We start from the raw sequence: 26086 nt of genomic DNA, 5'->3' as shown, positions 1-26086 counted from the left end.
TGAAAGATGCAAGCTTTAAAGACTTGCTTTCATTTTATAATTTGGTAACTACAGATAAACAATGTATTGTAAAAGCTCTTGAGGTGAAAATATGTCTCAAAATATTCGGCCTTTTCTTGCTGGAAATTGGAAAATGAATGGAACGAGTGAATCGCTTGGAGAGTTGCGTGCTATTGCTACAGGCGTTAGCTCTGATCTAGGTCATCTATTTGAAGCCCTAATTTGTGTTCCAGCAACGCTTTTATCGCGTGCTTCTAATACGCTGAATGGTGAAAATCTCCTTTTAGGAGGACAAAATTGTCACTTTGATGATCATGGTCCTTATACTGGAGATATTTCAGCTTTTATGCTTAAAGAAGCGGGAGCAAGTCATGTTATTATTGGGCATTCAGAACGTCGTACAGTGTACCAGGAAAATGATGCGATTGTCTGTGCCAAAGTGCAAGCTGCGTGGCGAGCAGGTCTTGTGGCTCTTGTATGTATTGGTGAAACATTGGAGGAGCGTAATAATAATAAAGTACTGGATATTCTCACGCAGCAGCTTGAAGAATCTCTCCCAGATGATGCAACAGCAGAGAATACCATTATCGCTTATGAACCAGTTTGGGCGATAGGCACCGGCAATACAGCGACTCCAGAAGATATTGCAAAAGTACATCATTTCATTCGTGATAGGGTGCGCTCTCGTTTTGGTGATGAAGGCAATAAGATACGTTTGCTTTATGGTGGATCCGTAAAACCATCCAATGCATTTGAGCTTTTAAGCATTGCTCATGTTAATGGTGCTTTGATAGGTGGAGCAAGCTTAAAAGCGATTGATTTTTTAACTATTTGCGATGTTTGTCGTAAACTATAGCAGAGAAATTTGAGTTTCCCCTTGGATTGTGCGTTATTTATGTGTAAATAGCTATTAAAGAGTTATTTGAAGAGCAGGGTTTATGCAAACAGTACTTATAGTTATTCATTTTTTGATTGTGATTACTTTGGTTGGTGTTATATTAATTCAACCTTCAGAAGGTGGTGGGCTAGGTGTGAGTAATAGCTCAGGGTTGATGAAAACTCGTGGATCTCGAAACCCTTTAACACGTTTGACTGCTATTTTAGCCTGTTGTTTTTTTGTTGTGTCTATTGGACTTACCGTGGTGAGTAATATATCAAATTCTAGTTCTGATATCTTAAAGCGTATACCGGTTAATTCAGAACAGAATTCTACCAATAAAGACTCAGGATCAGTCCCATCGTCAGATGGTGAGTCTTCCCCTTCTATTCTTGAACAGCTAGGAGGCACTTCGAATTCTTCGCAGGAACAGAAACAGTCCACAAATCCTGAAGCAGAAAGTCCAGTTCCTCAGGTTCTTGAAAATACAGTTCCCGATAACAGTACAAAATAGTTTTTTAAGAAAACATAGACTTTTTAAAAAAGGTGATTTTTTTCGCCTTTTTTATTTTAGAAGAAAAATTGTTTCTTTTTGCATTTTTTGCTGGAAAAATCATTATAAATTGCTTATCACCATAAGCCCATGGCACGTTATGTTTTTATTACTGGTGGTGTGGTTTCTTCCCTTGGAAAAGGCATCGCAGCGGCGGCGTTAGCAGCGTTATTACAGGCTCGTGGCTATCGCGTACGTCTTCGCAAACTTGATCCTTATTTAAATGTTGATCCAGGTACGATGTCGCCTTATCAACATGGTGAAGTATTTGTGACCGATGATGGTGCAGAAACGGATCTTGATCTTGGTCATTATGAGCGTTTTACTGGGCGTTCTGCAAATAGCCAAGATAATATTACAACAGGGCGTATTTATCGCAATATCATTGAACGAGAGCGGCGTGGTGATTATTTGGGGGCAACAGTCCAAGTTATTCCTCATGTTACAGATGAAATTAAGAGATTCATTACGATGGGAAATGAAGAATTTGATTTTGTTTTGTGTGAGATAGGTGGAACGGTTGGTGATATTGAAGCAATGCCTTTTCTAGAAGCGATTCGTCAGCTTCGCAATGAGCTACCGAGACAAAATGTCGTTTATGTCCATCTCACATTAATGCCTTATATTCCTTCAGCAGGTGAATTAAAAACGAAACCAACACAACATTCTGTCAAAGAATTGCAAGCAGTTGGTATTTCTCCTGATATTTTGCTTGTACGTGCAGATCGATCTATTCCAGAAACAGAACGGTGCAAATTATCACTTTTTTGCAATGTTCGCTCCAATGCAGTCATTCAGGCATTAGATATGCCAACAATTTATGATGTTCCTATGGCATACCATAAGGAGGGTTTGGACTCTGAAGTTCTTTGCGCTTTTGGAATCGATTCGGCACCTTCCCCCAAGATGGATCGTTGGGAAGATATTACGCATCGTATTCATCATCCTGAAGGAGAAGTTACGATTGCTGTTGTGGGAAAATATACGGGCTTAAAGGATGCTTATAAATCTCTTATTGAAGCGATTGCGCATGGTGGTTTAGCGAATAGAGTGAAAGTTAATATTGAGTGGATTGATTCGGAGCTTTTTGAAAAAGAAGATTCTGTTTCAGCTTTACAAAAAGCCCATGGAATTTTAGTTCCAGGTGCTTTTGGGGCACGAGGGGCAGAAGGGAAGATTCGAGCAATTCAATTTGCGCGAGAGCGTAAAGTTCCATTTTTAGGGATTTGTTTTGGGATGCAATTAGCTTGTATAGAAGCTGCGCGCAATATTGCACAGATTGAGAATGCTTCATCAAGTGAGTTTTGCGAAACAGACAATCCAATTGTAGGTTTAATGACAGAATGGCTTAAAGGAGATGTTCTTGAAAAACGTACAAGAAATGGTGATCTCGGCGGTTCAATGCGCCTTGGTGCTTTTGCTGCTGAATTAAAAGAAGAGAGTCATATTGCTCAAATTTATGGGATGACCAAGATTGTCGAGCGACATCGTCATCGTTATGAGGTCAATATTGATTATAAGGATAAGTTAGAACAGTGTGGTTTGATTTTTTCAGGGATGTCTCCTGATGGTATTTTACCAGAAACGATAGAATATGTAGATCATCCATGGTTTATTGCTGTTCAATATCATCCAGAATTAAAATCACGTCCTTTTGATCCACATCCTCTTTTTTCTTCTTTTATTGAAGCCGCTGTAGAACAAAGTCGATTGGTTTAATGCGTAAATTGGATTACTTTGCTTTTGAGGGATAAAATGACTAAACCAAATGCCCGTGTGAAAGTTGGAAATATGATTTTTTCAAATGAAATGCCTCTTTCATTAATTGCAGGGCCGTGTCAGATGGAAAGTCGTGATCATGCTTTTGAAATGGCTGGTCGTATTAAAACAATTACCGATCAGCTTGGTATCGGGTTTGTTTATAAATCAAGTTACGATAAAGCCAACAGAACCTCTTTGGGGGCGGCACGTGGTATTGGTCTTGAAAAAGCAATGTCCATTTTTTCTGATTTAAAAAAAGAGTTTAATTGTCCCATATTAACTGATGTGCATACAGAAGAGCAATGTACAATTGTTTCTTCTACAGTTGATATTTTACAAATACCGGCTTTTTTATGTCGTCAAACAGATCTTTTGGTAGCAGCCGCCAAAACAGAATGTGTTATTAACATTAAAAAAGGTCAGTTTTTAGCGCCGTGGGACATGGAGAATGTTTTAAAAAAGGTTGTTTACAGTGGTAATCCGAATGTTATGCTTTGTGAGCGAGGCACGTCATTTGGTTACAACCGACTTATTTCTGATATGCGTTCGTTGCCTATTTTACGTTCATTTGGTGCTCCTGTTATTTTTGATGCAACGCATTCTGTTCAAGAACCTGGGGGGCAGGGGGCTTCATCTGGTGGGCAGCGTCAATTTGTTGAAATTTTAGCGCGTGCAGCTGTCTCTGTTGGGGTAGCTGGTATTTTTTTAGAAACACATCAAGATCCAGATAATGCACCTTCTGATGGACCCAATATGGTTAAAGTTGATGATTTACAAAGATTGCTTGAGACTTTAATGGAATTTGATTATCTGTCAAAAAAGTTGAGTTGAGAAGAGAAAAAATATTTCATTAATAGGGCATTATAAATGAATCGAGACTTTTATTGGATAAGGAAACACATATGACTATAATTGTCGATATCATTGGGCGTGAAGTTCTTGATAGCCGTGGTAATCCAACGGTAGAAGTTGATGTTCATTTGGAGAATGGAGCTTTTGGTCGCGCTCTGGTTCCTTCGGGAGCTTCAACAGGAGCACACGAGGCTATAGAGCTTCGTGATGGTGGTTTGCGCTATCAAGGGAAAGGTGTTGAAAAAGCGGTTGCTGCAGTTAATGGCGAAATTCTTGAAGAACTTGGTGGGCGGGATGCAACAAATCAAATTGCTATTGATCAAGCAATGATTGCTTTGGATGGAACGCCAAACAAAGCCCGTCTTGGTGCCAATGCACTTCTTGGTGTTTCATTAGCTGTTGCAAAAGCAGCTGCGGATTCATTAAATTTACCTTTGTATCGTTATATTGGTGGTACACAAGCGCATATTCTTCCAACCCCCATGATGAATATTATTAATGGTGGCGTTCATGCTGATAATTTGATTGATTTTCAAGAGTTTATGATTATCCCTATAGGAGCTCCTACTGTAAGAGAAGCTATCCGTTATGGCGCTGAGATTTTCCATGCATTGAAAAAGCGTTTAAAAGATGCGGGTTATAATACCAATGTTGGTGATGAAGGTGGTTTTGCACCTCAATTTAAAAGTGCTGATCAAGCAATTGATTTTATTATGGAATCTATCATGATATGTGGCTATAAACCAGGTGAACAAATTGCCATTGGTTTAGACTGTGCTTCAACCGAATTTTATAAAAATGGTTCGTATTTTTATAAAGGTGAGGGGAAATGCCGTGACATCCAAGAGCAGGTAGATTATTTAGCACATCTTGTGAAAAATTATCCTATTATTACAATTGAAGATGGAATGGCAGAGGATGATTGGGAAGGTTGGAAGCTACTTACTGACACAATTGGAGAAAAATGTCAGCTTGTTGGCGATGATTTGTTTGTAACGAATTCAGCACGTTTGCGTGATGGTATCAAAATGGGGGTAGGCAATTCTATTCTCATAAAAGTTAATCAAATTGGTACATTGAGTGAAACACTTGATGCTGTAGAAGTAGCACATAAAGCAGGTTATCGTGCCATTATATCTCATCGTTCAGGCGAAACAGAGGATTCTTTCATTGCAGATCTTGCGGTTGCAACGAATTGTGGACAAATTAAAACAGGTTCTCTTGCACGTTCGGATAGATTAGCCAAATACAATCAACTTATTCGTATTGAAGAAATGCTAGGAGCCCAAGCGCGTTATGCTGGTGATTTAGTGTATAGTTCTGAGCACAAAATATGAAAGTATAAGATCATTTAGATTATGAAATTGAGATTTCTTATCAAAGGCATATACGCAATAATTTTTAAGTGTTTAAATTTATAGGGATTAAGATGAGAGGTATAATTATTAGTCAAGATCAAGGAACTTATCTCGTTGCTGGTGATGATGGTAAACGTTATCAGTTTGCGACTTGGGATTGGTTGGGAAAGAATCCACCAAGGATTGGTAATGCTGTTGATTTTGTCTGTGAAGGGGGGGTTGTCAGTTCTGTTTTTCCATTGTTGAGATCAGGTACAGAGAACACAAAGATAATGTTCGCACTGCTTTGTTGGGTTGCAGGTATCTTTGGTGTCCATCGCTTTATGGTTGGTAAAGTTAGGACTGGTGCTTTAATGCTAGTTCTATCTTTATCATTGTTTGGATTGATAATTACCGGCATTTGGGCAATTGTTGATTTTATAGTCATTCTTGGTGGAAGATTTACGGATAAAGATGGAAATCAGATTACAGATTTGTGAAAATCTTATAATAAAAAAAGGTGATTTAGCTCGCTTTTTATTTTTATAAATATATTAAGTTGCATCATGCAAAATTATTGTACTACATTTATTTAATATGAGATATTAAAAAACATGTACAGCTAAGTAAACGTATTGAAAAAGACAATGCTATTTTATATGGGTAAAGCAAAGATATAAATCAACTAAAGCATGTTTTTTGTTACTGCTTATAGCAGGGGGAAATATTAGATTATTGGGGAGTTACGAACTATTTTAATTTCATGTTTATCATGGTGAGTACGAATTGTATTTACACCGTGAGGTTAATCCGCATATTATCGAATTAGAAATAATCTCTTTATGAATAACACATGAGAAGCAGCTTTATAGGTGGGCAAGAATGAAAGGTAAGATTATTGGTCAGGATCAAGGAGATTATTTTGTTTCAGGGGCTGATGGTAAGCGTTATCAATTTTCAAGTTTCGATTGGTTAGGAAAAAAATTACCAAAAGTGGGTGATACCGTTGACTTTGTATATGAAGATAATGTTGTTAAATCTGTTCTCCCTCTTTTGAGTAAAACTCAGTCAGAAAAATCAAGATTGGCGATAGCACTTGTTTGTTGGTTTTTTGGTTTATTGGGAATTCATCGCTTTATGGCTGGTAAAGTTGGAACGGGTATTGTAATGCTTCTTATAACGATAACAGGTATAGGGCTGTTAGTTACTATACCGTGGTCATTCATTGATTTTATAGTTATTTTATCCGGATATTTTAGGGATGAAAATGGGGATAAAATTATAAATTGGTAGAAATTTTAGAATAATATAAAAAGTAAAGAGTGAGGCACTTTCTTTACTTTTAATGTTGTCAATATATTAATTTAATAATGTAAATTATTTTAATATATGTCTTTAAATGTGAAATATTAAAGAAAATTATGAATATTTAAATAAAACTATTGAAAAAGACTGTACTATTTCATATGAAAAAAGCAAAGGTGCAAATCGAACAGCGTGCTTTGTATTACCACTTGTAATTGCGGGAATTTTAAGTTGTTGGGGAATTTTTAGCTTTTTAAATTGTCATATATCACGGTGAATACAGACTGTATTCATGCTGTGAGGTTTATTCAACATATTATCATATTAGAAGAAAAGCTTCTTTATGAATAACAATTTTATAGGTGGTGAAGATGAAAGGTAAGATTATTGGTCATGATCAAGGAGATTATTTCATTTCAGGGGCTGATGGTAAGCGCTATCAGTTTGCGAATTGGGATTGGTCAGGAAAAACGCCGCCGAAAGTTGGTGACGTCGTTGATTTTGTGTGTGAAGGGGATACCATTAAATCTATTTTCCCTATCTTGACTGAAGGTCAGTCACAGCAATCAAAAGTGACGTTAGCGGTCGTTTGTTTTTTTCTAGGTGGACTAGGACTTCATCGTTTTATGGTTGGTAAAGTTGGAACGGGCATTGCAATGCTTCTTATAAATATAATAAGTGTAATACTTATAATAAGTGTAATACTTATGCCGGTAGGGCTTATAGGAATTTTTTTGATAATTACACCTTGGGTATTGATTGATTTTATAGTCATTTTAACAGGAAGTTTTAAGGACAAAGATGGGTGTAAAATCACAACTTAGAGGATATCCAATATTTATAATATAAAAAGTGGGTTATTCAGCTTACTTTAATTGTATTAAGGGGGGGGACTTTGATGATAACAAATTATTTTGGTGTAGATTTGGTAATGAGGTATTAATCAAAATCATGCATAGTTGGGCAAAATATCAAGAAATTTGTGCTGTAAAGACTGTGCTATTTTATGTGGACAAAGCAGAAACGTCGATCAATCAAAGTACGCTTTGTACTACCTCTTATGACGGTGGGAGTCTTAAGCTATTTCAGTTATCACATTTATCATGGTGAGTATGGATTGTATTCACGCAGTGAAGTTAATCAGCATATTAGCGAATTAGAAAAGGAGCTTCATAAAATAGAAGCTGAGCGGATATTCATGGAAAAGCGTATTTCTCTTTTACGCAATGGGCATATAGAAAAAGATATGTTGGATGAGTATGTCCGAAAGAATTTGAACTTTTCTAAGCCAAATGAATTGACAATCTTAATACCTTGAAATGATACCAAAGGTAAATGAAAAATCGCTTAATTTAAACAACAATCAGCAATGATATTGTTTAAGCCGATTGATAAGGCTTGTAACTTTTGTTCGTAAAGGTTATTCCTAAATAATCATAAAAGGGAGTTTAATATGGCAGAACGACTTAAAAAAAATTCTGCGTCGGCGGCGCGCACTGCATTATCAAGCACCACAAAGAAAGCACCAATAGCAGATTTTACAAAAGAAGAAGAAATTGATGCTTATCGTGAAATGCTTTTAATTCGCCGTTTTGAAGAAAAAGCAGGACAACTTTATGGTATGGGGCTTATTGGGGGATTTTGTCACCTTTATATTGGTCAGGAAGCCGTTGTTATAGGAACATTGAAAGCGGCAAAAGAAGGTGATCAGGTTATTACGTCTTACCGTGATCATGGTCATATGTTAGCGGTTGGGATGAGTCCGCGTGGTGTCATGGCAGAATTAACGGGGCGCCAAGGTGGCTTTTCCAAAGGGAAAGGTGGCTCGATGCATATGTTCTCTAAAGAAAAGAACTTTTATGGAGGACATGGTATTGTTGGTGCGCAGGTTCCAATTGGTTCAGGTTTGGCATTTTCGAATCAGTACCTTGGTAAAGATAATGTGACATTGGTTTATTTTGGTGATGGTGCTGCAAATCAGGGGCAGGTTTACGAGAGTTTTAATATGGCTTCACTTTGGAAGCTTCCCGTTGTTTATATTATTGAAAACAATCAGTATGCTATGGGAACGTCAGTTTCACGTGCATCTGCAGAAACTGATTTTTCCCGACGTGGTCTTTCTTTTGAAATTCCAGGTATTGTTGTTGACGGTATGGATGTTCGATCAGTAAAAGGAGCTGCTGATGAAGCAATTTCTTGGGCACGCTCAGGTAAAGGACCGATCATTCTTGATATGCAGACCTATCGCTATCGTGGTCATTCCATGTCTGACCCAGCAAAATATCGTTCAAAGGAAGAAGTCCAAAAAATAAAAGAGGAGCACGATCCGATTGATCAAGTAAAAAGTCGGATTCTTAAAAAAAATTGGGCGAGCGAAGACGATTTAAAATCTATTGAGAAAGAGGTCCGTGCAATTGTTGCTGATGCGGTAGATTTTGCACAAAGTGATCAAGAGCCAGATGCTTCTGAGCTCTATACTGATATTTTAGTTTGATGCGAGGGAAGCAAGTATGTCTATTGATATTTTGATGCCGGCGCTTTCACCAACTATGGAAGAAGGTAAACTGTCTAAATGGCTCAAGAAAGAAGGTGATAAGGTTAGCTCTGGCGATGTTATTGCTGAAATTGAAACGGATAAGGCTACAATGGAAGTAGAGGCCGTTGATGAAGGTACTCTTGGTAAAATTTTTGTGCCTGAAGGTTCAGAAGGCGTAAGGGTTAACACTGTTATTGCAATTTTGTTAGAAGAAGGTGAGCGTGCTGAGGATATTTCGCAGCCTACGGATACAGCACAAAAACCTAAGGAATCTGCTCTTTCTCTACCTTTGTCAGTTCCGCAGGCTGCTCCTACTTTTGATACATCTCTTAATTTTGATATTCCAGCGGGAACACAAATGGTTACAATGACAGTTCGTGAAGCGCTTAATCAGGCTTTGGCTGAAGAAATGCGGCGTGATGAAACAGTTTTTCTTATGGGGGAAGAAGTCGCGCAATATCAAGGTGCCTATAAGGTTAGTCAGGGTTTGTTGGAAGAGTTCGGGGAACGCCGAGTTATTGATACCCCAATTACAGAGCACGGCTTTGCTGGGCTGGCTGTTGGGGCTGCTTTTGGTGGGTTACGTCCTATTGTCGAGTTTATGACCTTTAATTTTGCGATGCAGGCGATGGACCAAATTATTAACTCAGCAGCCAAAACACGTTATATGTCTGGTGGACAAATGACCGCTCCTATGGTTTTCCGAGGTCCCAATGGTGCGGCTGCCCGTGTTGGTGCTCAACATTCTCAATGCTATGCTGCATGGTATAGTCATGTACCAGGTCTGAAAGTTGTCATGCCTTATAGTGCTGCAGATGCAAAAGGTTTGCTGAAAGCTGCTATTCGTGATGATAATCCTGTTATTTTCCTTGAAAATGAGATTTTGTATGGGTATCAATTTGATGTTCCTCAACTGGATGATTTTCTTTTGCCTATTGGTAAGGCGCGTATTCATAAGTCTGGACAAGATGTGACGATTGTTGCATGTGGAATTGGGATGCATTATGCTGTTCAAGCGTTACCAGAAATTGAAAAACTTGGTATTGATGTTGAATTGATTGATTTACGAACCATTCGCCCGATGGATCTTCCAACAATTCTTTCGTCAGTTAAAAAAACAGGTCGTTTGGTTACAATTGAAGAGGGATTTCCTCAGTCATCTGTGGGAACTGAAATAGCAACGCGTGTTATGCAGCGGGCTTTTGACTATCTTGATGCGCCAATTGCTACGATTTCTGGCAAAGATGTTCCGATGCCTTATGCCGCTAATCTTGAGAAGTTGGCTTTGCCTAATACTGCTGAAATTATTGAGGCCGTTAAGGCTGTGACATACAGAGCATAACGGAGGAAAGCATAATGCCCATTAAAATTACAATGCCAGCGCTTTCCCCTACGATGGAAGAGGGAAATTTAACAAAATGGAATATTAAGGAGGGAGATAAGGTTTCCTCTGGTGATGTTATTGCTGAGATTGAGACGGATAAAGCGACAATGGAAGTCGAAGCCGTTGATGAAGGTAGGGTTGCTAAAATTGTTGTTCCTGCTGGAACACAAGGCGTTAAAGTAAATGCTTTAATTGTTGTTTTAGCAGAAGAAGGTGAAGATTTAGCTGAAGCTGCAAAAGTTACAGAAGAAATCTCTTCTTCTACAAGACAAAAACCAGGGGGCATCAAACAGACAGATTCTCTGAAACAGACGGACTCAAAGGGAATAAAAATGTCTCATGAATCATCAACTGGGCAATTAATACAGCAAGATAAAAAGGAAGCTCGTCTTTTTGCCTCTCCCTTAGCGCGGCGATTAGCATCTCAGGCAGGTCTTGATTTATCCCTTATTTCTGGAAGTGGTCCGCATGGGCGTATTATTAAGCGCGATGTAGAAAAAGCTGTGAGCAGCGATATGTCTAAAGTGTCTTATTCATCACCGATAGGGGAGCTAATAGCTACAGGTGCTTCGGACAAACAGATATTGAAACTCTTCAAAGAGGATGAATATAGCTTCGCTCCCCATAATAATATGCGTAAAACAATCGCGACACGTTTGGTGGAATCAAAACAGAGAGTCCCACATTTCTATGTAACGGTAGATTGTGAACTTGATGCGCTATTAGCACTGCGTACACAACTAAATGCTGCTGCTCCAATGGTTAAGGGGCAGGAAGAAACTCAGCCTACTTATAAGCTTTCTGTTAATGATATGGTGATCAAAGCTGTTGCACTTTCTTTGAAAGCGGTTCCTGATGCGAATGTTTCTTGGCTTGAAGGCGGGATGCTTCATCATAAACATTGTGATGTTGGGGTTGCTGTTTCTATTCCCAATGGATTAATTACACCGATTATTCGCCATGCAGAGGAAAAGCCGTTATCACTTATTTCCAAAGAGATGAAGGATTTTGCAAAGCGTGCGCGCGAGGGCAAGTTAAAAATGGAAGAATATCAGGGTGGAACAACAGCTGTATCAAATATGGGGATGTATGGTATAAAAAGTTTTTCGGCTATTCTTAATCCACCGCATGCGACGATTTTTGCGATTGGTGCAGGGGAGCAACGCGCCGTTGTTAAAAATGGTGCATTAGTTGTTGCGACAGTTATGTCAGTTACGCTTTCTGCGGATCATCGTGCTGTCGATGGTGCTTTAGCAGCAGAGCTCGCGCGGACTTTTAAGAAGATGATTGAAAATCCATTAGCAATGTTGGTTTGAACTGTTTAACAGTTCTTCACGTAAATTGTGAGAAAGCGTGTTAAGAGAATAGAAACAAATTTAAAGAGTTTAAAGAGCAATGTTATTGCTATTTCTGGTTTGGGTAAAGCATTTACATGAAGCTTAAAGCAAAGACATAAGATAATTCTCTCATGTTATTTTACAGTCTTAAGTTCAAAAAATGCATATCCGTTTTTTATATATCCATGGAGGAATTACTGTGGCAAATCTTTATGATGTAATTGTGATTGGATCAGGTCCAGGCGGATATGTAACCGCAATTCGTGCAGCACAATGTGGCTTTAAGACTGCGATTGTTGAACGTGAACATTTGGGAGGGATCTGTTTAAATTGGGGATGTATTCCCACAAAGGCCCTTCTACGTTCAGCGGAAATGAAACATTTTGCTGAACATGCGATAAATTATGGACTAAAAATTAATGGTTCAATTGAGGCAAACATCAAAGATGTTGTGGCACGTTCACGGGGTGTTTCAGCACGTTTAAATGCTGGTGTTGGTTTTTTAATGAAAAAAAACAAAATTGATATTATCTGGGGTGAAGCAAAGCTTACTAAAGAAGCAAAGGGAAGCCTTCCTGCGGAAATTATGGTTTCTTCATCCTCCAAACCGATTATGCAACCGCAAAATCCAGTCCCTAAAGGGACGTTAGGGGAGGGAACTTATCAAGCAAAGCATATCATTATTGCAACGGGCGCACGTCCTCGTGTCCTTCCTGGTATTGAGCCAGATGGAAAACTCATTTGGACTTATTTTGAAGCTATGATACCGCCAGCAATGCCAAAATCGCTTTTGGTTATAGGGTCTGGGGCTATTGGCATTGAATTTGCTTCTTTTTATCATGATATGGGGGCGACAGTAACTGTTGTTGAAATGATGCCCCATATCATGCCTGCTGAAGATATTGAAATTTCAACGTTTGCTCGTAAACAGTTAGAGAAAAAAGGTTTACGCATTCTTCGTCAAGCAAAAGTAACAAAGGTTGAAAAATCTTCCGATTCTGTAAGTGTACATATTGATGTTCAAGGTAAAATAGAGTCAATGACTGTTGACCGGTTGATTTCCGCTGTTGGGGTGCAAGGTAATATTGAGAATCTTGGTTTAGAAGCTTTGGGAATAAAAAACGATCGCGGCTGCATTGTAACTGATGAATGGAGTTGGACGGGGGTGGAAGGCATTTATGCTATTGGTGATGTAGCAGGTCCTCCTATGTTGGCCCATAAAGCAGAAGAAGAAGGTGTGATATGTATTGAGCATCTTGCAGGTTTGAAAAGCGCTCATCCACTTGATAAAAGAAAAATTCCAGGGTGTACATATTGTACACCACAGGTTGCCTCTGTAGGGCTTTCAGAAGCGGCAGCAAAAGAAGCAGGTTATGATATACGTATTGGTCGTTATTCTTTTGCTGCGAATGGTAAGGCGATTGCTTTGGGTGAAGATCAGGGGTTAGTAAAAACGATTTTTGATAAAAAAACAGGACAGCTTCTCGGGGCCCATATGGTAGGGGCTGAGGTAACAGAATTGATACAGGGTTTTGTTATTGCTATGAATCTTGAAACAACAGAAGAAGAATTAATGCATACTGTCTTTCCACATCCGACCTTATCGGAAATGATGAAAGAAAGTGTATTAGATGCTTATGGTCAAGTTTTAAACGCTTGATGACTGGATTGTATGAAAAATTTTATATTTTTGATTGTTACTTCGTATTTATAAGGCAAAGGCTTAAATGGTTACGGTTGTTGATAGAGTTGCAAATAGACGATTGCGTCATCCTGAAAAGGCACATCGTCCTGATACAAGCGTTCAAAAAAAGCCAGATTGGATTCGTGTAAAAGCGCCAACATCACCAATTTATAAGGAAACACATAGTATTGTACGTACGCATAAGTTAGTGACTGTATGTGAAGAAGCTGGTTGTCCTAATATTGGCGAATGTTGGAGCCAGAGGCATGCTAGCTTTATGATTTTAGGTGAAATATGTACGCGTGCTTGTGCTTTTTGTAACGTTGCAACAGGTATTCCACTTGCCGTTGATGATAATGAGCCAGAACGTGTCGCTGATGCTGTTGCACGGATGGAATTAAAACATGTTGTCATTACATCTGTTGATCGTGATGATCTTGCTGATGGTGGTGCTGAGCATTTTGCAAAAGTTATTTATGCGATTCGTCAAAAAACTCCTAAAACAACAATTGAAGTTCTTACACCTGATTTTCGTCATAAGGATGGCGCTTTAGAAGTTGTTGTTGCTGCTAAGCCTGATGTTTTTAATCATAACTTAGAAACAGTTCCTTCTAAATATTTGAAGGTCCGTCCAGGGGCACGTTATTTTCATTCAATTCGTTTATTACAACGTGTTAAAGAACTTGATCCAACAATTTTTACAAAATCGGGAATTATGGTTGGCCTTGGGGAGGAGCGAAATGAAGTTTTGCAATTGATGGATGATTTGCGCGCTGCTGATGTTGACTTTATGACAATTGGACAATATTTGCAGCCTACACGAAAACATCATCCAGTTGTTCGTTTTGTGCCTCCTGAAGAATTTGAGTCTTTTGCCAAGATTGGTAAAGTAAAAGGATTTTTACATATGGCCTCCAATCCTCTAACGCGTTCATCTCATCATGCTGGAGATGATTTTGCCATTTTGCAAAAAGCGCGTGATGAAAAATTTTCCTTACAGAGATAATTATGCCGATTTTTACAATACATCGGCAGATCACCCATAGTGCCAGTGAAATGTTTGATCTGGTTTCAGATATTGAGCGTTATCCTGAATTTTTACCAATGTGTGAGTCTTTAATAATACGTTCTCGAAAAGAATATGGAAAAAAAATATTGCTTCTTGCGGATATGACCGTTGGCTATAAGATTATTCGTGAAACTTTTACGACTCAAGTATTTCTTCAGCCGGAAAAAAGTCTTATAGAAGTTAAATATATTGATGGTCCATTCAAATATCTTGAAAATCGTTGGGCCTTTCATGATATTGAAAATACCAATGCATGTAATGTAGAGTTTTTTATTGATTATGAATTTAAAAGTAAAACGCTTGGATTAGTGATGGGCTCAATGTTTGATATTGCGTTTCGTAAATTTACCGAGGCTTTTGAGAAGCGTGCGCATCAGATTTATGGCTCTACGGTAACATAGTCTATTCTGTTATTTTTTAACAATACGTATTGCTTAAACAGCGTGAAGGTGAAAACCGGTTTCCATCTTTACTATTTGTTTTTAATTCAGCTTTCAAAAGCATATTGAGGGAATATCATTTTAAATGATGAAGATGATGCACAGTTTCATGCTTTTGTTTCTCTCTTTTTTAATGGATGCACACTCGTTAAACAAAACGCCCAAATAGAACATGCTTGCGTCATACCCATTTCATAATAGTGCTCATAATAAATAGTATAGATTCTCGTAAAAGTATATAAAATCTACATCTGTACACTTATGAAGAAGTTCTCCTGTATCATTTATTTGCCATCTCTCAAGATGTTGTACCAGCTCTTAGCACTTGAGAGAGAGGTACAAGTTTCCCTTTCATTAATCATTTTATTTATACAGTTTTTTCTCTTGTGGCGTGTAAGTGAATAAATTTGATTAATTCAACCTACACAGGACTAAAGTGAGATAATTTTACGCTAGTCAGATCGTTCATTTTCAAGTTGTGATACAATAAAATTTTTTCAAGATGTTGACGATTATAGACTCGATGGGGAATAAAGAATTTTGAAATTAGTATGGGGAATTCAGTGAAGCAATTCCAGAATCATTTTAAAAGCATTTTCAACAGTTGCATGGCGGATAGCATTGCGATTAAGATGAGCAAAGTGCATTTCTTTGTGCAGGGGGGGGTGGTTTTTATAAGCTACTGCGCAATGCACAAGTCCTACAGGTTTATCAAGACTTGCACCTCCTGGACCAGCAATTCCTGTTACAGAAACTGCAATGTCAGCTTGTGAATGTTTTAATCCACCCTCAGCCATTGCAAGAGCAACTTCTTTTGAAACGGCACCATAGGTTTTTATAAGTTCAGCACAAACGCCAACAAGGCGTGTTTTAGATTCATTTGAATAAACAACAAATCCACAATCGAGAACATCTGACGATCCTGCTATATTTGTGAGGCATGCAGCAATGAGTCCCCCTGTACAAGACTCTACAGTTGTTAACAGCAAACCTTTTTGGCGAAAGGTATTAAGAACTTCATGTGCTTGTTTTTCACAAAGATATGTCATTGGGGAATTTCTCCTGAATAAAGGACGCTCACTGTTGCAAGAGCAGCAATTCCCTCACCACGACCAATAAATCCAAGCCTTTCATTTGTTGTTGCTTTGATAGAGATACGATCAGGTGTTATTGCAAGTATTGTTATAAGATTTTCTGTCATGGCATGACGATATGGACTAATTTTAGGATTTTCAGCGATAATTGTGATATCAACATTGGCGATACGACCACCTGCTTGTTTTATAATATCAAGAGCATGACGGAGAAAAATTTCTGATGATACATTTTTCCATTGAGGATCAGAGGGAGGAAAATGTGTACCGATATCTCCAGCACCTTGAGTTGCAAGAAGGGCATCTGTTAATGCATGAAGAGCAACATCCGCATCGGAGTGTCCATTTAATTTTTTATGAAAAGGGATTTTTATACCACATAATATAAGAAAATCACCATCCTCAAAAGAGTGAACATCATAACCATTGCCGGTACGAATATCAGGAAATATTTGCATTTTCTTTTGGAGATATAAATGTGCAGTATTAAAATCTTCATGCCATGTAATTTTTATGTTGTTAGGATCTCCAGGAACGGTACGCATAGGAATTCCAAACCATTCGGCAATTGCGCAATCGTCAGTGAATTCTTGTTTGCAAGCTTGTTTTGCTTGTTTATGGGCCGCTAAGATATGTTCAAAGGGAAAACACTGTGGAGTTTGTGCACTATAAAGATGGGTACGGGGAATTGTTTCTAAAACATGCTGATTATTTATACGTTTAAGGGTATCAGAGATGGGCAGAACAGGAAGAACACCTTCTTGAGGCGTGATAGTGTTGTGAATGTTATTAAGAAGCTTGTTTTCGATAAAAGGGCGTGCACCATCATGAATATGCACATATTGGGGGGCAAATTTTTTGAGTGCCTGAAGTCCATATAAGGTAGAGATTTGACGTGTATTGCCTCCTTCAACGATAATAAGGCGCTCTTTAAAATCGTCAATAGCTTGTTCACAGATTTGACGATCTTCTGGATGAATAACAAGAATAATTGTTGTGATAGCTGGATGCCGCAAAAAACAATGCACGGTATGATAAATAATTGGCTTTTGTCCTAGAAGCCGATATTGTTTTGGAATTTTATGGGGAGATCCTGCTCTTTCACCCCGTCCAGCGGCTAATATTATTGCTGCAATAGAAATACTTAATCTCCTTGTATTATAATCTTAGTTTGCTTTTTTGTCATTAATTTTAAAATGATTTTGAAAGGATGGTTGTTGTAGATCAGCAAGGGATATCACGGATAACACCTCAAAAAAAGCATTTAATGCTTTTTGAAGTGCGGTATTTAAACCACAAAAATCAAACAAGGGGCAAGTTGGTTCTGCAGTATCGAAACATTCTGCGAGGGAAAAGTTGTCTTCTGTTACTTTCACAACATCCGCGACTGAAATTTCTGCTGCGGGTTTAGCCAATCTAACTCCACCATTGCGTCCACGCACTGTTTGTATAAAACCTGCTTGAACAAGCAGCTGAAGGATTTTAAATAAAAAAAGCTCTGAAACGGCATATGCTTTAGCAATTTCTGGAACACGACTGAGAGTTCCCTGATTATCTGCACAATACATAAGCATTCGAAGAGCATAATTTGTTTGTTTTGTTAATCGCATCTCATTTCCTTCGTAAAGTATCGTCGAACACAGTCTATTTTAAAGATATTTTGCAAAATGTAGAAGTTTTTTCTCGTTGACTATATTTGCCTATTTTAAATGTAGTATTAGTATTGTCAATTTTTGCTACAAAAGGTTATATGAGAATAATGGGATAAGGGTATGTAAGCTCATGACGAATATAACATCTGTGACGAATCTTCAAGACATAGATAAAAATACTTATAACGATGAGTTGTATCGTTTAAGTAAGGTATATATTTTTTTAGGGATTACAATTATTGTATTGGCTTTACTTACGGCCTCTGTTTCATTTATTATTCTTATTGGATTAACTCCTGTTGTTCCCAGTAGAACAGTAACCCTTATTCTTATAGGAATTAATAGTTTTTGGGTTTTAGGGCTTATTGTCATCGTTTTTTATGAGATGATACCGATCATTCGTGCTTGGCGTTCAAGGCGTGCAGGATCGCGTCTTCATGTGCGCCTTATTTCATTGTTTGCACTTGTTGCGACAATGCCAGCTGTTGCTGTAGCTCTTGTATCGGGTCCAGCACTAAATTTGGGACTTGATCGATGGTTTGATACAACAACGCGGCAAATTGTGGGCTCTTCTATTGATTTAGCAAATGCTTATGCAGATGAAATGCTCCAAAATTTAAAAAATTTATCCTACGCGATGGCATTTGCACTTGATAACAAAAAACTCTTAGAACGTAATCCAGCTGAATATAGGATGCAATTGACGCGTCATGCTCTAGGACGCAATTTGCGTGGTGCATTTTTGTTAAGTTCTAGTGGAGCTATTTTTGTATCGAGTGCTCTTGGTGATGAAGATAAACTGCCAATTCCTCCTTCTCATCTTATTGAACGTGCAACCAGTGCGAGACCTTTTTCTTTTCAACCAGGCGTTCATGATTATTTTGGTATTATTTTAAAATTTACCAATATTCCAAACACATTTTTATATTTGGTGCGTGACGTTGATAAAGGTGTTTTATCTGCTTTGCGTTTGACAGAAGTTAATACAGATCGTTATCGTGATTTAAATGAGAATCGCCTGCTGACACAGATTGCATTTGGTATGCTTTATTTGTGTCTTTTTTTTAGTTTATTCTTATCAGCCATTTGGGCTGCTATTGCTGTTGCTGATCGCTTAGTACGTCCTATTCGTCTTCTCATTAGTGCTGCCGATGATGTTGCTTCTGGAAATATGGAAATTTTCGTGCCAGTACGAGCAAAAGATGGAGATATTGGGCAATTATCCAAAACTTTTAATTACATGGTCAGTGAATTGAAAAGTCGGCGTAATGAATTGATTGCAGTGCGTGATCAAATTGATGAAAGACGGCGTTTTTCTGAAGCTGTGTTATCGGGTGTAACAGCGGGAGTAGCAGGTATAGATGATAATGGTGATATCACCATTATCAATCGGTCTATTGAAGCGATGTTTGATATTCGCTCAGAGCGCGTTGTTGGAAAAAGTCTTTTATCTTTAAGCGCTGAAATTTGGCAGGTTTTTCAGTTTGTGCGTTCATTGGATCGTAAAAACCATCGTGAGCAGGTCACTTTAAACGTTGCAGGAAAAGAGCGTGTCTGTAATGTCCAAGTTACGATGGAGGAGGATGATGGACAAGGGCAATCTTGGGTTCTAACAATTGATGATATTACAGACCTTGTTGCAGCGCAACGTACAGCGGCGTGGGCGGATATTGCGCGGCGTATTGCACACGAAATTAAAAATCCTCTTACACCTATTCAGTTATCCGCTGAACGCATTCGTAAACGTTATAACAAAGCTATTACACAAGATAGAGAGGTCTTTGAGCGGTGTATTGACACAATTATTCGGCAGGTTGGAGATATTGGGCGTATGGTTGATGAGTTTTCCTCTTTTGCACGTATGCCCAAACCCAAAATGCATATTTTAGATATACGAGAATTGTTGCGCGAAGCATGTTTCTTGATAGAGGTGACGCGACATGATATTCATTTTGAGCAAGATTTAGGAACTCTACCACTTATGGGTGCATTTGATAACCGTCTCATTGTACAGGCTTTTTGCAATGTTATCAAAAACGCGAGCGAATCCATAGATTCAGTTATGCGAGAGGAAAATATTCACGGTCATATTCTTATCCGTTCTTATCGTCAGGAAGAATGGGTGGTTGTGGATGTTGTTGATAACGGGAAAGGACTTCCTAAAGAGCAAAGACAAAAGTTATTAGAACCCTATATAACAACGCGGGAAAAAGGAACAGGGCTGGGGTTAGCTATTGTGCGCAAAGTTATTGAAGATCACGGTGGTTTCATGGAGCTTCATGATGCACCGGAGAGTTTTTATGAAGGTCGTGGTGCGATGATCCGTTTGATATTTCCAGCGGATGGGGGTAAGCAGGGTAATATTATACAAGCCATAAATCATAAGATAGGGGAATAGTATGGTATCAGATATCTTGATTGTTGATGATGAAGCAGATATTCGTGAGCTTGTTGCTGGTATTTTAGATGATGAAGGTTATGAAACGCGTGTTGCTTGTAACTCTGATGAAGCATTGGCTCAAATTAGTGAGCGTATTCCAAAGCTCATTTTTTTGGATATTTGGCTACAGGGTAGTCGTCTCGATGGTTTAGCACTGCTTGATGAAATTAAAACACAATATCCGGCTCTTCCGGTCGTTATGATCTCTGGTCATGGTAATATTGAGACGGCTGTTTCCGCTATAAAGCGAGGGGCATATGATTTCATTGAAAAACCTTTTAAAGCTGATAGACTTGTATTGGTTGCAGAGAGAACACTTGAAAATTCAAATTTAAAACGTGAGCTTTTAGAATTGCGAAAGCGTTCGAACGAGACATTAGAGTTGCTCGGAAAATCGACAGTTATAAAAAATTTGCGTCAAATCATAGAAAAAGTAGCACCAACCAATAGTCGCATCATGATAACAGGTCCTTCAGGGGCAGGAAAAGAGACTGTTGCACGAGCTATTCATGCGCTCTCAACGCGTTCGAATGGGCCATTTGTTACAATAAATGCTGCAACGATTACTCCGGAAAGAATGGAAATAGAGCTGTTTGGCAGCGAAATGGAGGGAAGAGAGCGTAAAATTGGTGCCTTAGAGGAAGCTCATGGCGGTATCTTATATCTTGATGAAATTGCTGATATGCCGCGTGAGACTCAAGGGAAGATTCTTCGGGTTTTAACGGGGCAAACATTTGAGAGAATTGGCGGCACAAAACGTGTTAAGGTGGATGTCCGTATCATTTCTTCGACAGCGCAAAATCTTGAAAACCTCATTTCTGATGGGCGCTTTAGGGAGGATCTTTTTCACCGTCTTTCCGTTGTTCCTATTGTTGTTCCGCCCCTTTCAGCGCGTCGTGAAGATATTCCAGAACTTGTACATCATTTTGTAAAAACAATATCACAGCAGGTTGGGATTAAACCGCGTGCAATCAGTGATGATGTGATTGCTATTTTGCAAACGCACGCTTGGCCGGGTAATGTGCGGCAATTACGTAATAATATTGAGCGTCTTCTTATTCTTGTGCGGGATGGTGATGGTCCTATAACAGCGGACTTTCTTCCCAGTGAAGTAAGTGATTCTTTGCCACGTCTTCAAATGGATTCAGATGAAAGTATAATGGATTTGCCGTTACGTGAAGCTCGAGAATTATTTGAAAAGAGATATTTAGTGGCGCAGATTGGGCGTTTGGGTGGAAATATATCACGTACTGCTGAATTTATAGGCATGGAGCGTTCAGCTTTGCACCGTAAACTTAAAGCGCTTGGAGTTTCTTAAAGCGATGCGTATTATTATTTGTGGAGCAGGACAGGTTGGTTATGGGATAGCAGAGCGTCTTGCTGCTGAAAATCACGATGTTACTGTTATTGATATTGAAACGAGATTAATTGAAAAGATTCGCGATACATTGGATGTGAGAGGTTTTGTTGGTCACGGTTCACGGCCTGAAGTTCTTTTGGCTGCAGATGCAGACAAAGCTGATATGTTGATTGCTGTCACTTTGTTTGATGAAGTTAATATGGTAGCTTGCCAAGTAGCACATTCATTATTTAATGTGCCCACAAAAATTGCTCGTATTCGCTCACAATCTTATTTAGAACCACGTTATAAGACGCTTTTTTCCAGAGAGAATATTCCCATTGATGTGGTTATTTCGCCAGAAGTTGAAGTTGGGGAAATGGTTTTGCGCCGTATTGCTTTACCTGGTGCAATAGATGTTCTTTATTTTTGTAATGATGATATTGTGGCACTAGCTTTGGAATGCATGGAAGATTGTCCCGTTATTAATACACCTTTGCGTCAATTAACAGAGCTTTTTCCAGATCTTCATACGACGGTTACTGCTATTAAACGTGGCGCGGAATTATTGGTTGCACATTCAGAAACGCAACTACGCGTTGGTGATATAACCTATCTTGTTGTTTCTCGTGAACAGATGCGTCGTGCTGTTGGGCTTTTTGGTCATAAAGAACAAGATGCCCACCGCATGATTATTGCAGGGGGTGGCCACATTGGCCTTTATGTTGCACAGGCTATTGAAAAGCGTTTCCATAAATTAAAATTGAAGATCATAGAAGCGCATAGAGAAAGAGCCCTCACAATTGCTGATCAGCTTGAAAAAACAACAGTTTTATACGGTAACGTGTTAGATCCAGTGATTCTTCAAGATGCGGGAATTGATCAGTCCGATTTAATGATTACATTGACCAATCAAGATCAGGTTAATCTCTTAAGCGCTATTATTGCTAAAAGATTGGGCTGCAAAGCCAATATGGTATTGATTAATAATGTTGCCTATCAAGAATTTAGTCGTGCTGTTGGTGTGGATGCATATCTTAATCCCCATAGTGTTACAATATCGAGAATTTTGCAACAAATGCGCCGTGGGCGTATTCGTTCTGTTCATTCAGTTTTTAATGGCCGAGCAGAAATTATTGAAGCTGAAGTGATGCAAACATCTTCATTGGTTGGTAAGTCATTATCAGAGCTCAATTTATCAGATGGTTTGAGAATTGGTGCAATTTATCGCAATAAGACAATAATACAGCTTTCGGCAGATACGCGTATTTTGTCTGGTGATAGAATAGTGATTTTTGCTCTTGCTGATAGGGTTCGTGATGTTGAACAACTCTTTCGCGTAAGTTTAGAATATTTTTGATATATTATCTATGGATATTTGTACTTTTTGGTATAGTGGACAATTAAGATTGGTGGATAGGCTTTGTTTGTCTTCAATGGTTAAAACTGGACAGCGCGTTAAGCTTTTTAGTTATGATAAAAAATAGATAATCTCCCTGCTGGTGTTGAGCTGCATGAAGCCGAATCAATTTTACCACGCTCAGCAATTTATCGCCTTGATCCCGATTTTTCTGATGATAAATTAGGGTGTACAATTGTTCAGTTCTCGGATTTTTTTCGTGTTATGCTGATGAAATATCAACAAGGTGTTTGGTTAGATACAGATGTTTACCTTGTTAAACAATTTCATCCAGATGCGGATAAGGTTTGGTTGGCAAGAGAAAATAATACAAGAGTAGGCGTTTCTGCACTTTATTTTCCGCCCAATAACCCTATTATAAAAATATTTGAGGATTATTGGGCTGGCACAGAAATTATTCCTCATTGGCTTGGGTTTAAGCGTCGTGTTTGGAGACCGTTCTGGTTAAAGAGGAAAAAAATGCCGATTTTACCGGGAAATCTTGGCGTTACAATATTTGGCAATGATGGTATTTCACGATTAGCAAAACGATATGGTTTTTTTCATGAAGCAAAGGAAAAGGAAACTTTTTATTATTGGACTGGGCGAAAAACTGAACGTATTTTTGAACCAGCTTTTGGCGTAAAGCCGCTTACAGATTCACGCTTGATAGGCTTTCATATTCACAGAAAGACAAAGACCACGAAAAGACCTCAGGAAGGAAGTTTTTACCATTGGGCGGTATCTCGCATTCCGGATGTTCATCATTTGTTTAGGTAGAGTTATTATTGCTATTTTAACTATTGAGATTTTAATCTATCTTATACAATCTCTTGATTGTAGCTTGCACAAGAGAGTAATGTTAACATATGGACAAAAACATTGAATGTGTAAAGAGCGGTTGTTATATGAACGGAAAGTAAAAATATGAGTGATCCAATGAAAACAGCATTAAGCCTTGTTCCTATGGTTATTGAACAAACAAATCGTGGTGAACGGGCCTATGATATTTTTTCCCGTCTTTTAAAGGAACGGATTATTTTTATTAATGGACCTGTTGAAGATGGTATGGCAATGCTTGTTTGTGCACAATTGCTTTTTTTGGAAGCGGAAAATCCTAAAAAAGAAATTAGTCTTTATATTAATTCTCCAGGTGGTGTCGTAACATCTGGTATGGCTATTTATGATACTATGCAGTTTATTCGCCCTCCTGTTTCTACGCTTTGCATGGGGCAAGCGGCATCTATGGGGTCTTTATTATTAACGGCTGGAGCAAAAGGTCATCGTTTTACATTGCCAAACGCACGTATTATGGTGCATCAACCATCTGGTGGTTTTCAAGGTCAAGCTTCAGATATTGAGCGACATGCGCAAGATATTATAAAGATGAAACGGCGTTTAAATGAAATTTATGTTCAACATACGAGTCAAGATTATGAGGTTATAGAGAGAACTCTCGATCGCGATCATTTTATGACAGCAGAAGAAGCCAAAGCGTTTGGCTTAGTTGATGATGTTATACAATACCGTGCAGAAACTGAAAAAGAAGAAAAAGATTAAGAATTTTTATAGAAAAAACAGCTACTTTAAATCAAGAGTTTTATAAAAAATATCGCAAAATAAGAGAAACACCTAAAAGTATTGAGACATGCATGGTTTTCTATATGTCTTTTAGTTTTCATGATGAAAGGCTTCCTTTGAAAAGGCAAAGTGTTCATATATTGTGGTGAAAGGAAAGAAAAATGAGCAAAATTAGCAATAGCGGGAACGAATCAAAAAATACTCTCTATTGCTCGTTCTGCGGCAAGAGTCAGCATGAGGTGCGTAAGCTCATTGCGGGGCCTACTGTATTTATCTGTGATGAATGTGTAGAGCTTTGCATGGATATTATTCGGGAAGAAAATAAGTCTTCTGGGGTTAAGGTGCGTGATGGTGTTCCTACGCCACAGGAAATTATAACAGTTCTTGATGACTATGTTATTGGTCAGCAGCATGCAAAGCGTGTTCTTTCTGTTGCTGTTCATAATCATTATAAACGGTTGGCGCATCAGTCTAAAAGCAATGATATTGAGTTGGCTAAATCAAATATTCTTCTTGTTGGTCCAACGGGTTGTGGTAAAACTTATCTTGCACAAACATTAGCACGTATTATTGATGTGCCTTTTACGATGGCGGATGCGACCACTTTGACTGAAGCGGGTTATGTGGGAGAAGATGTTGAAAATATTATTTTGAAGCTTCTTCAAGCAGCAGATTATAATGTTGAACGTGCGCAGCGTGGTATTGTTTATATTGATGAGGTTGATAAGATTTCTCGTAAAGCAGACAATCCTTCTATTACAAGAGATGTTTCGGGGGAAGGAGTTCAGCAAGCATTATTAAAAATTATGGAAGGAACGATTGCTTCTGTTCCTCCTCAAGGTGGACGTAAGCATCCGCAACAAGAGTTTCTTCAGGTTGACACCACAAACATCTTATTCATTTGTGGGGGAGCTTTTGCAGGTTTAGAACGGATCATTTCAGGGCGTGGTGAAAAAACTTCTATTGGTTTTTCTGCGACTGTTAAGGCTCCGGATGAGCGTTGTGTCGGTGAAATTTTTCGTGATTTAGAGCCTGAAGATCTTATTAAATTTGGTTTAATACCAGAATTTATTGGGCGGCTTCCTATAGTCGCTACCTTAGAGGATTTAGATGTTAACGCCCTCATGCAAATTTTATCCCAACCTAAAAATGCGTTAGTAAAGCAATATCAGCGTCTTTTTGAAATGGAGAATGTTGAGTTAGCATTTCATGAAGATGCTTTACGTGTTATTGCAAAGAAAGCAATTGAACGTAAAACTGGTGCTCGTGGTTTACGTTCTATTATGGAGAAGATCCTTCTTGAGACGATGTTTGAGCTACCGGCTCTTGAAGGCGTTCAAAAAGTGGTTATTTCGAGTGATGTCGTTGATGGTAAAGCGCGTCCTCTTTATATTTACTCAGAACGTGCAGAAGATAAAGAAAATGTATCAGCATGACACTGTGCGA

The 26086-nt window shown here is 38.5% G+C and carries 23 protein-coding genes and 1 pseudogene; 21 read left to right on the top strand and 3 right to left on the bottom strand.

The genetic code is table 11. The features are described 5' to 3' along the window. Positions 1-91: 91 nt before the first annotated feature. The 15 genes from tpiA to ACFIMP_RS00115 all read left to right on the top strand — a co-directional run bounded on the left by tpiA (position 92) and on the right by ACFIMP_RS00115 (position 15096). The gene (gene tpiA, locus ACFIMP_RS00185) at positions 92-856 is read left to right on the top strand and encodes a triose-phosphate isomerase (RefSeq protein ID WP_375612907.1); all 765 of its coding nucleotides are present in this window, start codon (positions 92-94) and stop codon (positions 854-856) included. Between the two features lie 82 nt (positions 857-938). After that, positions 939-1391, top strand: coding sequence for a preprotein translocase subunit SecG (gene secG / locus ACFIMP_RS00180; protein ID WP_375612906.1), 453 nt, complete (start codon positions 939-941; stop codon positions 1389-1391). A gap of 129 nt (positions 1392-1520) precedes the next feature. Then, positions 1521-3149 (top strand): CTP synthase, encoded by a 1629-nt coding sequence (gene pyrG / locus ACFIMP_RS00175; protein WP_375612905.1) that lies wholly within the window; start codon positions 1521-1523, stop codon positions 3147-3149. A gap of 36 nt (positions 3150-3185) precedes the next feature. Next, positions 3186-4022 (top strand): 3-deoxy-8-phosphooctulonate synthase, encoded by an 837-nt coding sequence (gene kdsA / locus ACFIMP_RS00170; protein WP_273791141.1) that lies wholly within the window; start codon positions 3186-3188, stop codon positions 4020-4022. Between the two features lie 71 nt (positions 4023-4093). Continuing rightward, the gene (gene eno, locus ACFIMP_RS00165; RefSeq protein ID WP_375631360.1) at positions 4094-5380 is read left to right on the top strand and encodes a phosphopyruvate hydratase; all 1287 of its coding nucleotides are present in this window, start codon (positions 4094-4096) and stop codon (positions 5378-5380) included. Between the two features lie 92 nt (positions 5381-5472). Continuing rightward, positions 5473-5880 (top strand): TM2 domain-containing protein, encoded by a 408-nt coding sequence (locus tag ACFIMP_RS00160; RefSeq protein WP_375631359.1) that lies wholly within the window; start codon positions 5473-5475, stop codon positions 5878-5880. 382 nt (positions 5881-6262) lie between these two features. After that, complete coding sequence (locus ACFIMP_RS00155; protein WP_375685881.1) at positions 6263-6673, top strand: TM2 domain-containing protein; 411 nt, start codon at positions 6263-6265, stop codon at positions 6671-6673. 383 nt (positions 6674-7056) lie between these two features. Next, positions 7057-7509 carry a TM2 domain-containing protein gene (locus tag ACFIMP_RS00150; protein ID WP_375643076.1) on the top strand — a complete coding sequence of 151 codons (453 nt, stop codon included), beginning with the start codon at positions 7057-7059 and terminating at the stop codon, positions 7507-7509. Between the two features lie 182 nt (positions 7510-7691). After that, a complete protein-coding gene (locus ACFIMP_RS00145) occupies positions 7692-8003 on the top strand; it encodes an FtsB family cell division protein (protein ID WP_012754998.1) in 312 nt (103 codons plus the stop codon). A gap of 135 nt (positions 8004-8138) precedes the next feature. Next, positions 8139-9179: a pyruvate dehydrogenase (acetyl-transferring) E1 component subunit alpha gene (pdhA, locus tag ACFIMP_RS00140; RefSeq protein WP_273791144.1), complete on the top strand. Its 1041-nt coding sequence runs from the start codon at positions 8139-8141 to the stop codon at positions 9177-9179. A gap of 16 nt (positions 9180-9195) precedes the next feature. Next, on the top strand, positions 9196-10563 hold the full coding sequence (locus ACFIMP_RS00135; protein ID WP_375685880.1) for a pyruvate dehydrogenase complex E1 component subunit beta: 1368 nt from the start codon (positions 9196-9198) through the stop codon (positions 10561-10563). 14 nt (positions 10564-10577) lie between these two features. Further along, positions 10578-11921 (top strand): pyruvate dehydrogenase complex dihydrolipoamide acetyltransferase, encoded by a 1344-nt coding sequence (locus tag ACFIMP_RS00130; protein ID WP_375685879.1) that lies wholly within the window; start codon positions 10578-10580, stop codon positions 11919-11921. Between the two features lie 220 nt (positions 11922-12141). Continuing rightward, a complete protein-coding gene (gene lpdA / locus ACFIMP_RS00125) occupies positions 12142-13602 on the top strand; it encodes a dihydrolipoyl dehydrogenase (RefSeq protein WP_375685878.1) in 1461 nt (486 codons plus the stop codon). A gap of 67 nt (positions 13603-13669) precedes the next feature. Beyond that, entirely contained in the window at positions 13670-14632 is a 963-nt protein-coding gene (lipA, locus tag ACFIMP_RS00120; RefSeq protein ID WP_375612897.1) for a lipoyl synthase, read from the top strand. A gap of 2 nt (positions 14633-14634) precedes the next feature. Further along, on the top strand, positions 14635-15096 hold the full coding sequence (locus ACFIMP_RS00115) for a type II toxin-antitoxin system RatA family toxin (protein WP_273791149.1): 462 nt from the start codon (positions 14635-14637) through the stop codon (positions 15094-15096). A gap of 599 nt (positions 15097-15695) precedes the next feature. Here ACFIMP_RS00115 and ACFIMP_RS00110 read toward each other — a convergent pair. Genes ACFIMP_RS00110 through rirA form a run of 3 tightly spaced genes read right to left on the bottom strand, consistent with a single transcriptional unit; the run spans position 15696 to position 17839 of the window. After that, positions 15696-16184 (bottom strand): CinA family protein, encoded by a 489-nt coding sequence (locus ACFIMP_RS00110; RefSeq protein WP_375612896.1) that lies wholly within the window; start codon positions 16182-16184, stop codon positions 15696-15698. Further along, positions 16181-17371 carry a bifunctional 2-C-methyl-D-erythritol 4-phosphate cytidylyltransferase/2-C-methyl-D-erythritol 2,4-cyclodiphosphate synthase gene (locus ACFIMP_RS00105; RefSeq protein ID WP_375685917.1) on the bottom strand — a complete coding sequence of 397 codons (1191 nt, stop codon included), beginning with the start codon at positions 17369-17371 and terminating at the stop codon, positions 16181-16183. Before ACFIMP_RS00105 ends, ACFIMP_RS00110 begins: the two co-directional genes overlap by 4 nt. Positions 17372-17395: 24 nt before the next feature. Then, positions 17396-17839 carry an iron-responsive transcriptional regulator RirA gene (rirA, locus tag ACFIMP_RS00100; protein WP_375611276.1) on the bottom strand — a complete coding sequence of 148 codons (444 nt, stop codon included), beginning with the start codon at positions 17837-17839 and terminating at the stop codon, positions 17396-17398. A 172-nt stretch (positions 17840-18011) separates the two neighbouring features. Between rirA and ACFIMP_RS00095 the strand changes: the two genes are divergently transcribed. The 6 genes and pseudogenes from ACFIMP_RS00095 (at position 18012) to clpX (ending at position 26076) form a co-directional block, all read left to right on the top strand. Next, on the top strand, positions 18012-20279 hold the full coding sequence (locus ACFIMP_RS00095; RefSeq protein WP_375611277.1) for a sensor histidine kinase NtrY-like: 2268 nt from the start codon (positions 18012-18014) through the stop codon (positions 20277-20279). A gap of 1 nt (position 20280) precedes the next feature. Then, positions 20281-21639, top strand: a complete 1359-nt coding sequence (gene ntrX / locus ACFIMP_RS00090) for a nitrogen assimilation response regulator NtrX (protein ID WP_375611278.1) — start codon at positions 20281-20283, stop codon at positions 21637-21639. A 4-nt stretch (positions 21640-21643) separates the two neighbouring features. After that, entirely contained in the window at positions 21644-23020 is a 1377-nt protein-coding gene (gene trkA, locus ACFIMP_RS00085) for a Trk system potassium transporter TrkA (protein ID WP_375611279.1), read from the top strand. Positions 23021-23030: 10 nt separating this feature from the next. Next, positions 23031-23839: pseudogene (locus ACFIMP_RS00080) on the top strand (glycosyltransferase family 32 protein). A 147-nt stretch (positions 23840-23986) separates the two neighbouring features. Then, positions 23987-24619 carry an ATP-dependent Clp endopeptidase proteolytic subunit ClpP gene (gene clpP / locus ACFIMP_RS00075; RefSeq protein ID WP_375611281.1) on the top strand — a complete coding sequence of 211 codons (633 nt, stop codon included), beginning with the start codon at positions 23987-23989 and terminating at the stop codon, positions 24617-24619. A gap of 182 nt (positions 24620-24801) precedes the next feature. Continuing rightward, positions 24802-26076: an ATP-dependent Clp protease ATP-binding subunit ClpX gene (clpX, locus tag ACFIMP_RS00070; RefSeq protein WP_273723371.1), complete on the top strand. Its 1275-nt coding sequence runs from the start codon at positions 24802-24804 to the stop codon at positions 26074-26076. The last annotated feature ends 10 nt before the right edge of the window (positions 26077-26086 follow it).

This window comes from Bartonella sp. AP65SXKL, assembly GCF_042195725.1.
In the GTDB taxonomy this organism is placed as follows: Bacteria; Pseudomonadota; Alphaproteobacteria; order Rhizobiales; family Rhizobiaceae; genus Bartonella.
The sequence above is the reverse complement of the archived record's forward strand: the minus strand, read 5'-3'. Positions and strand labels throughout refer to the sequence as shown.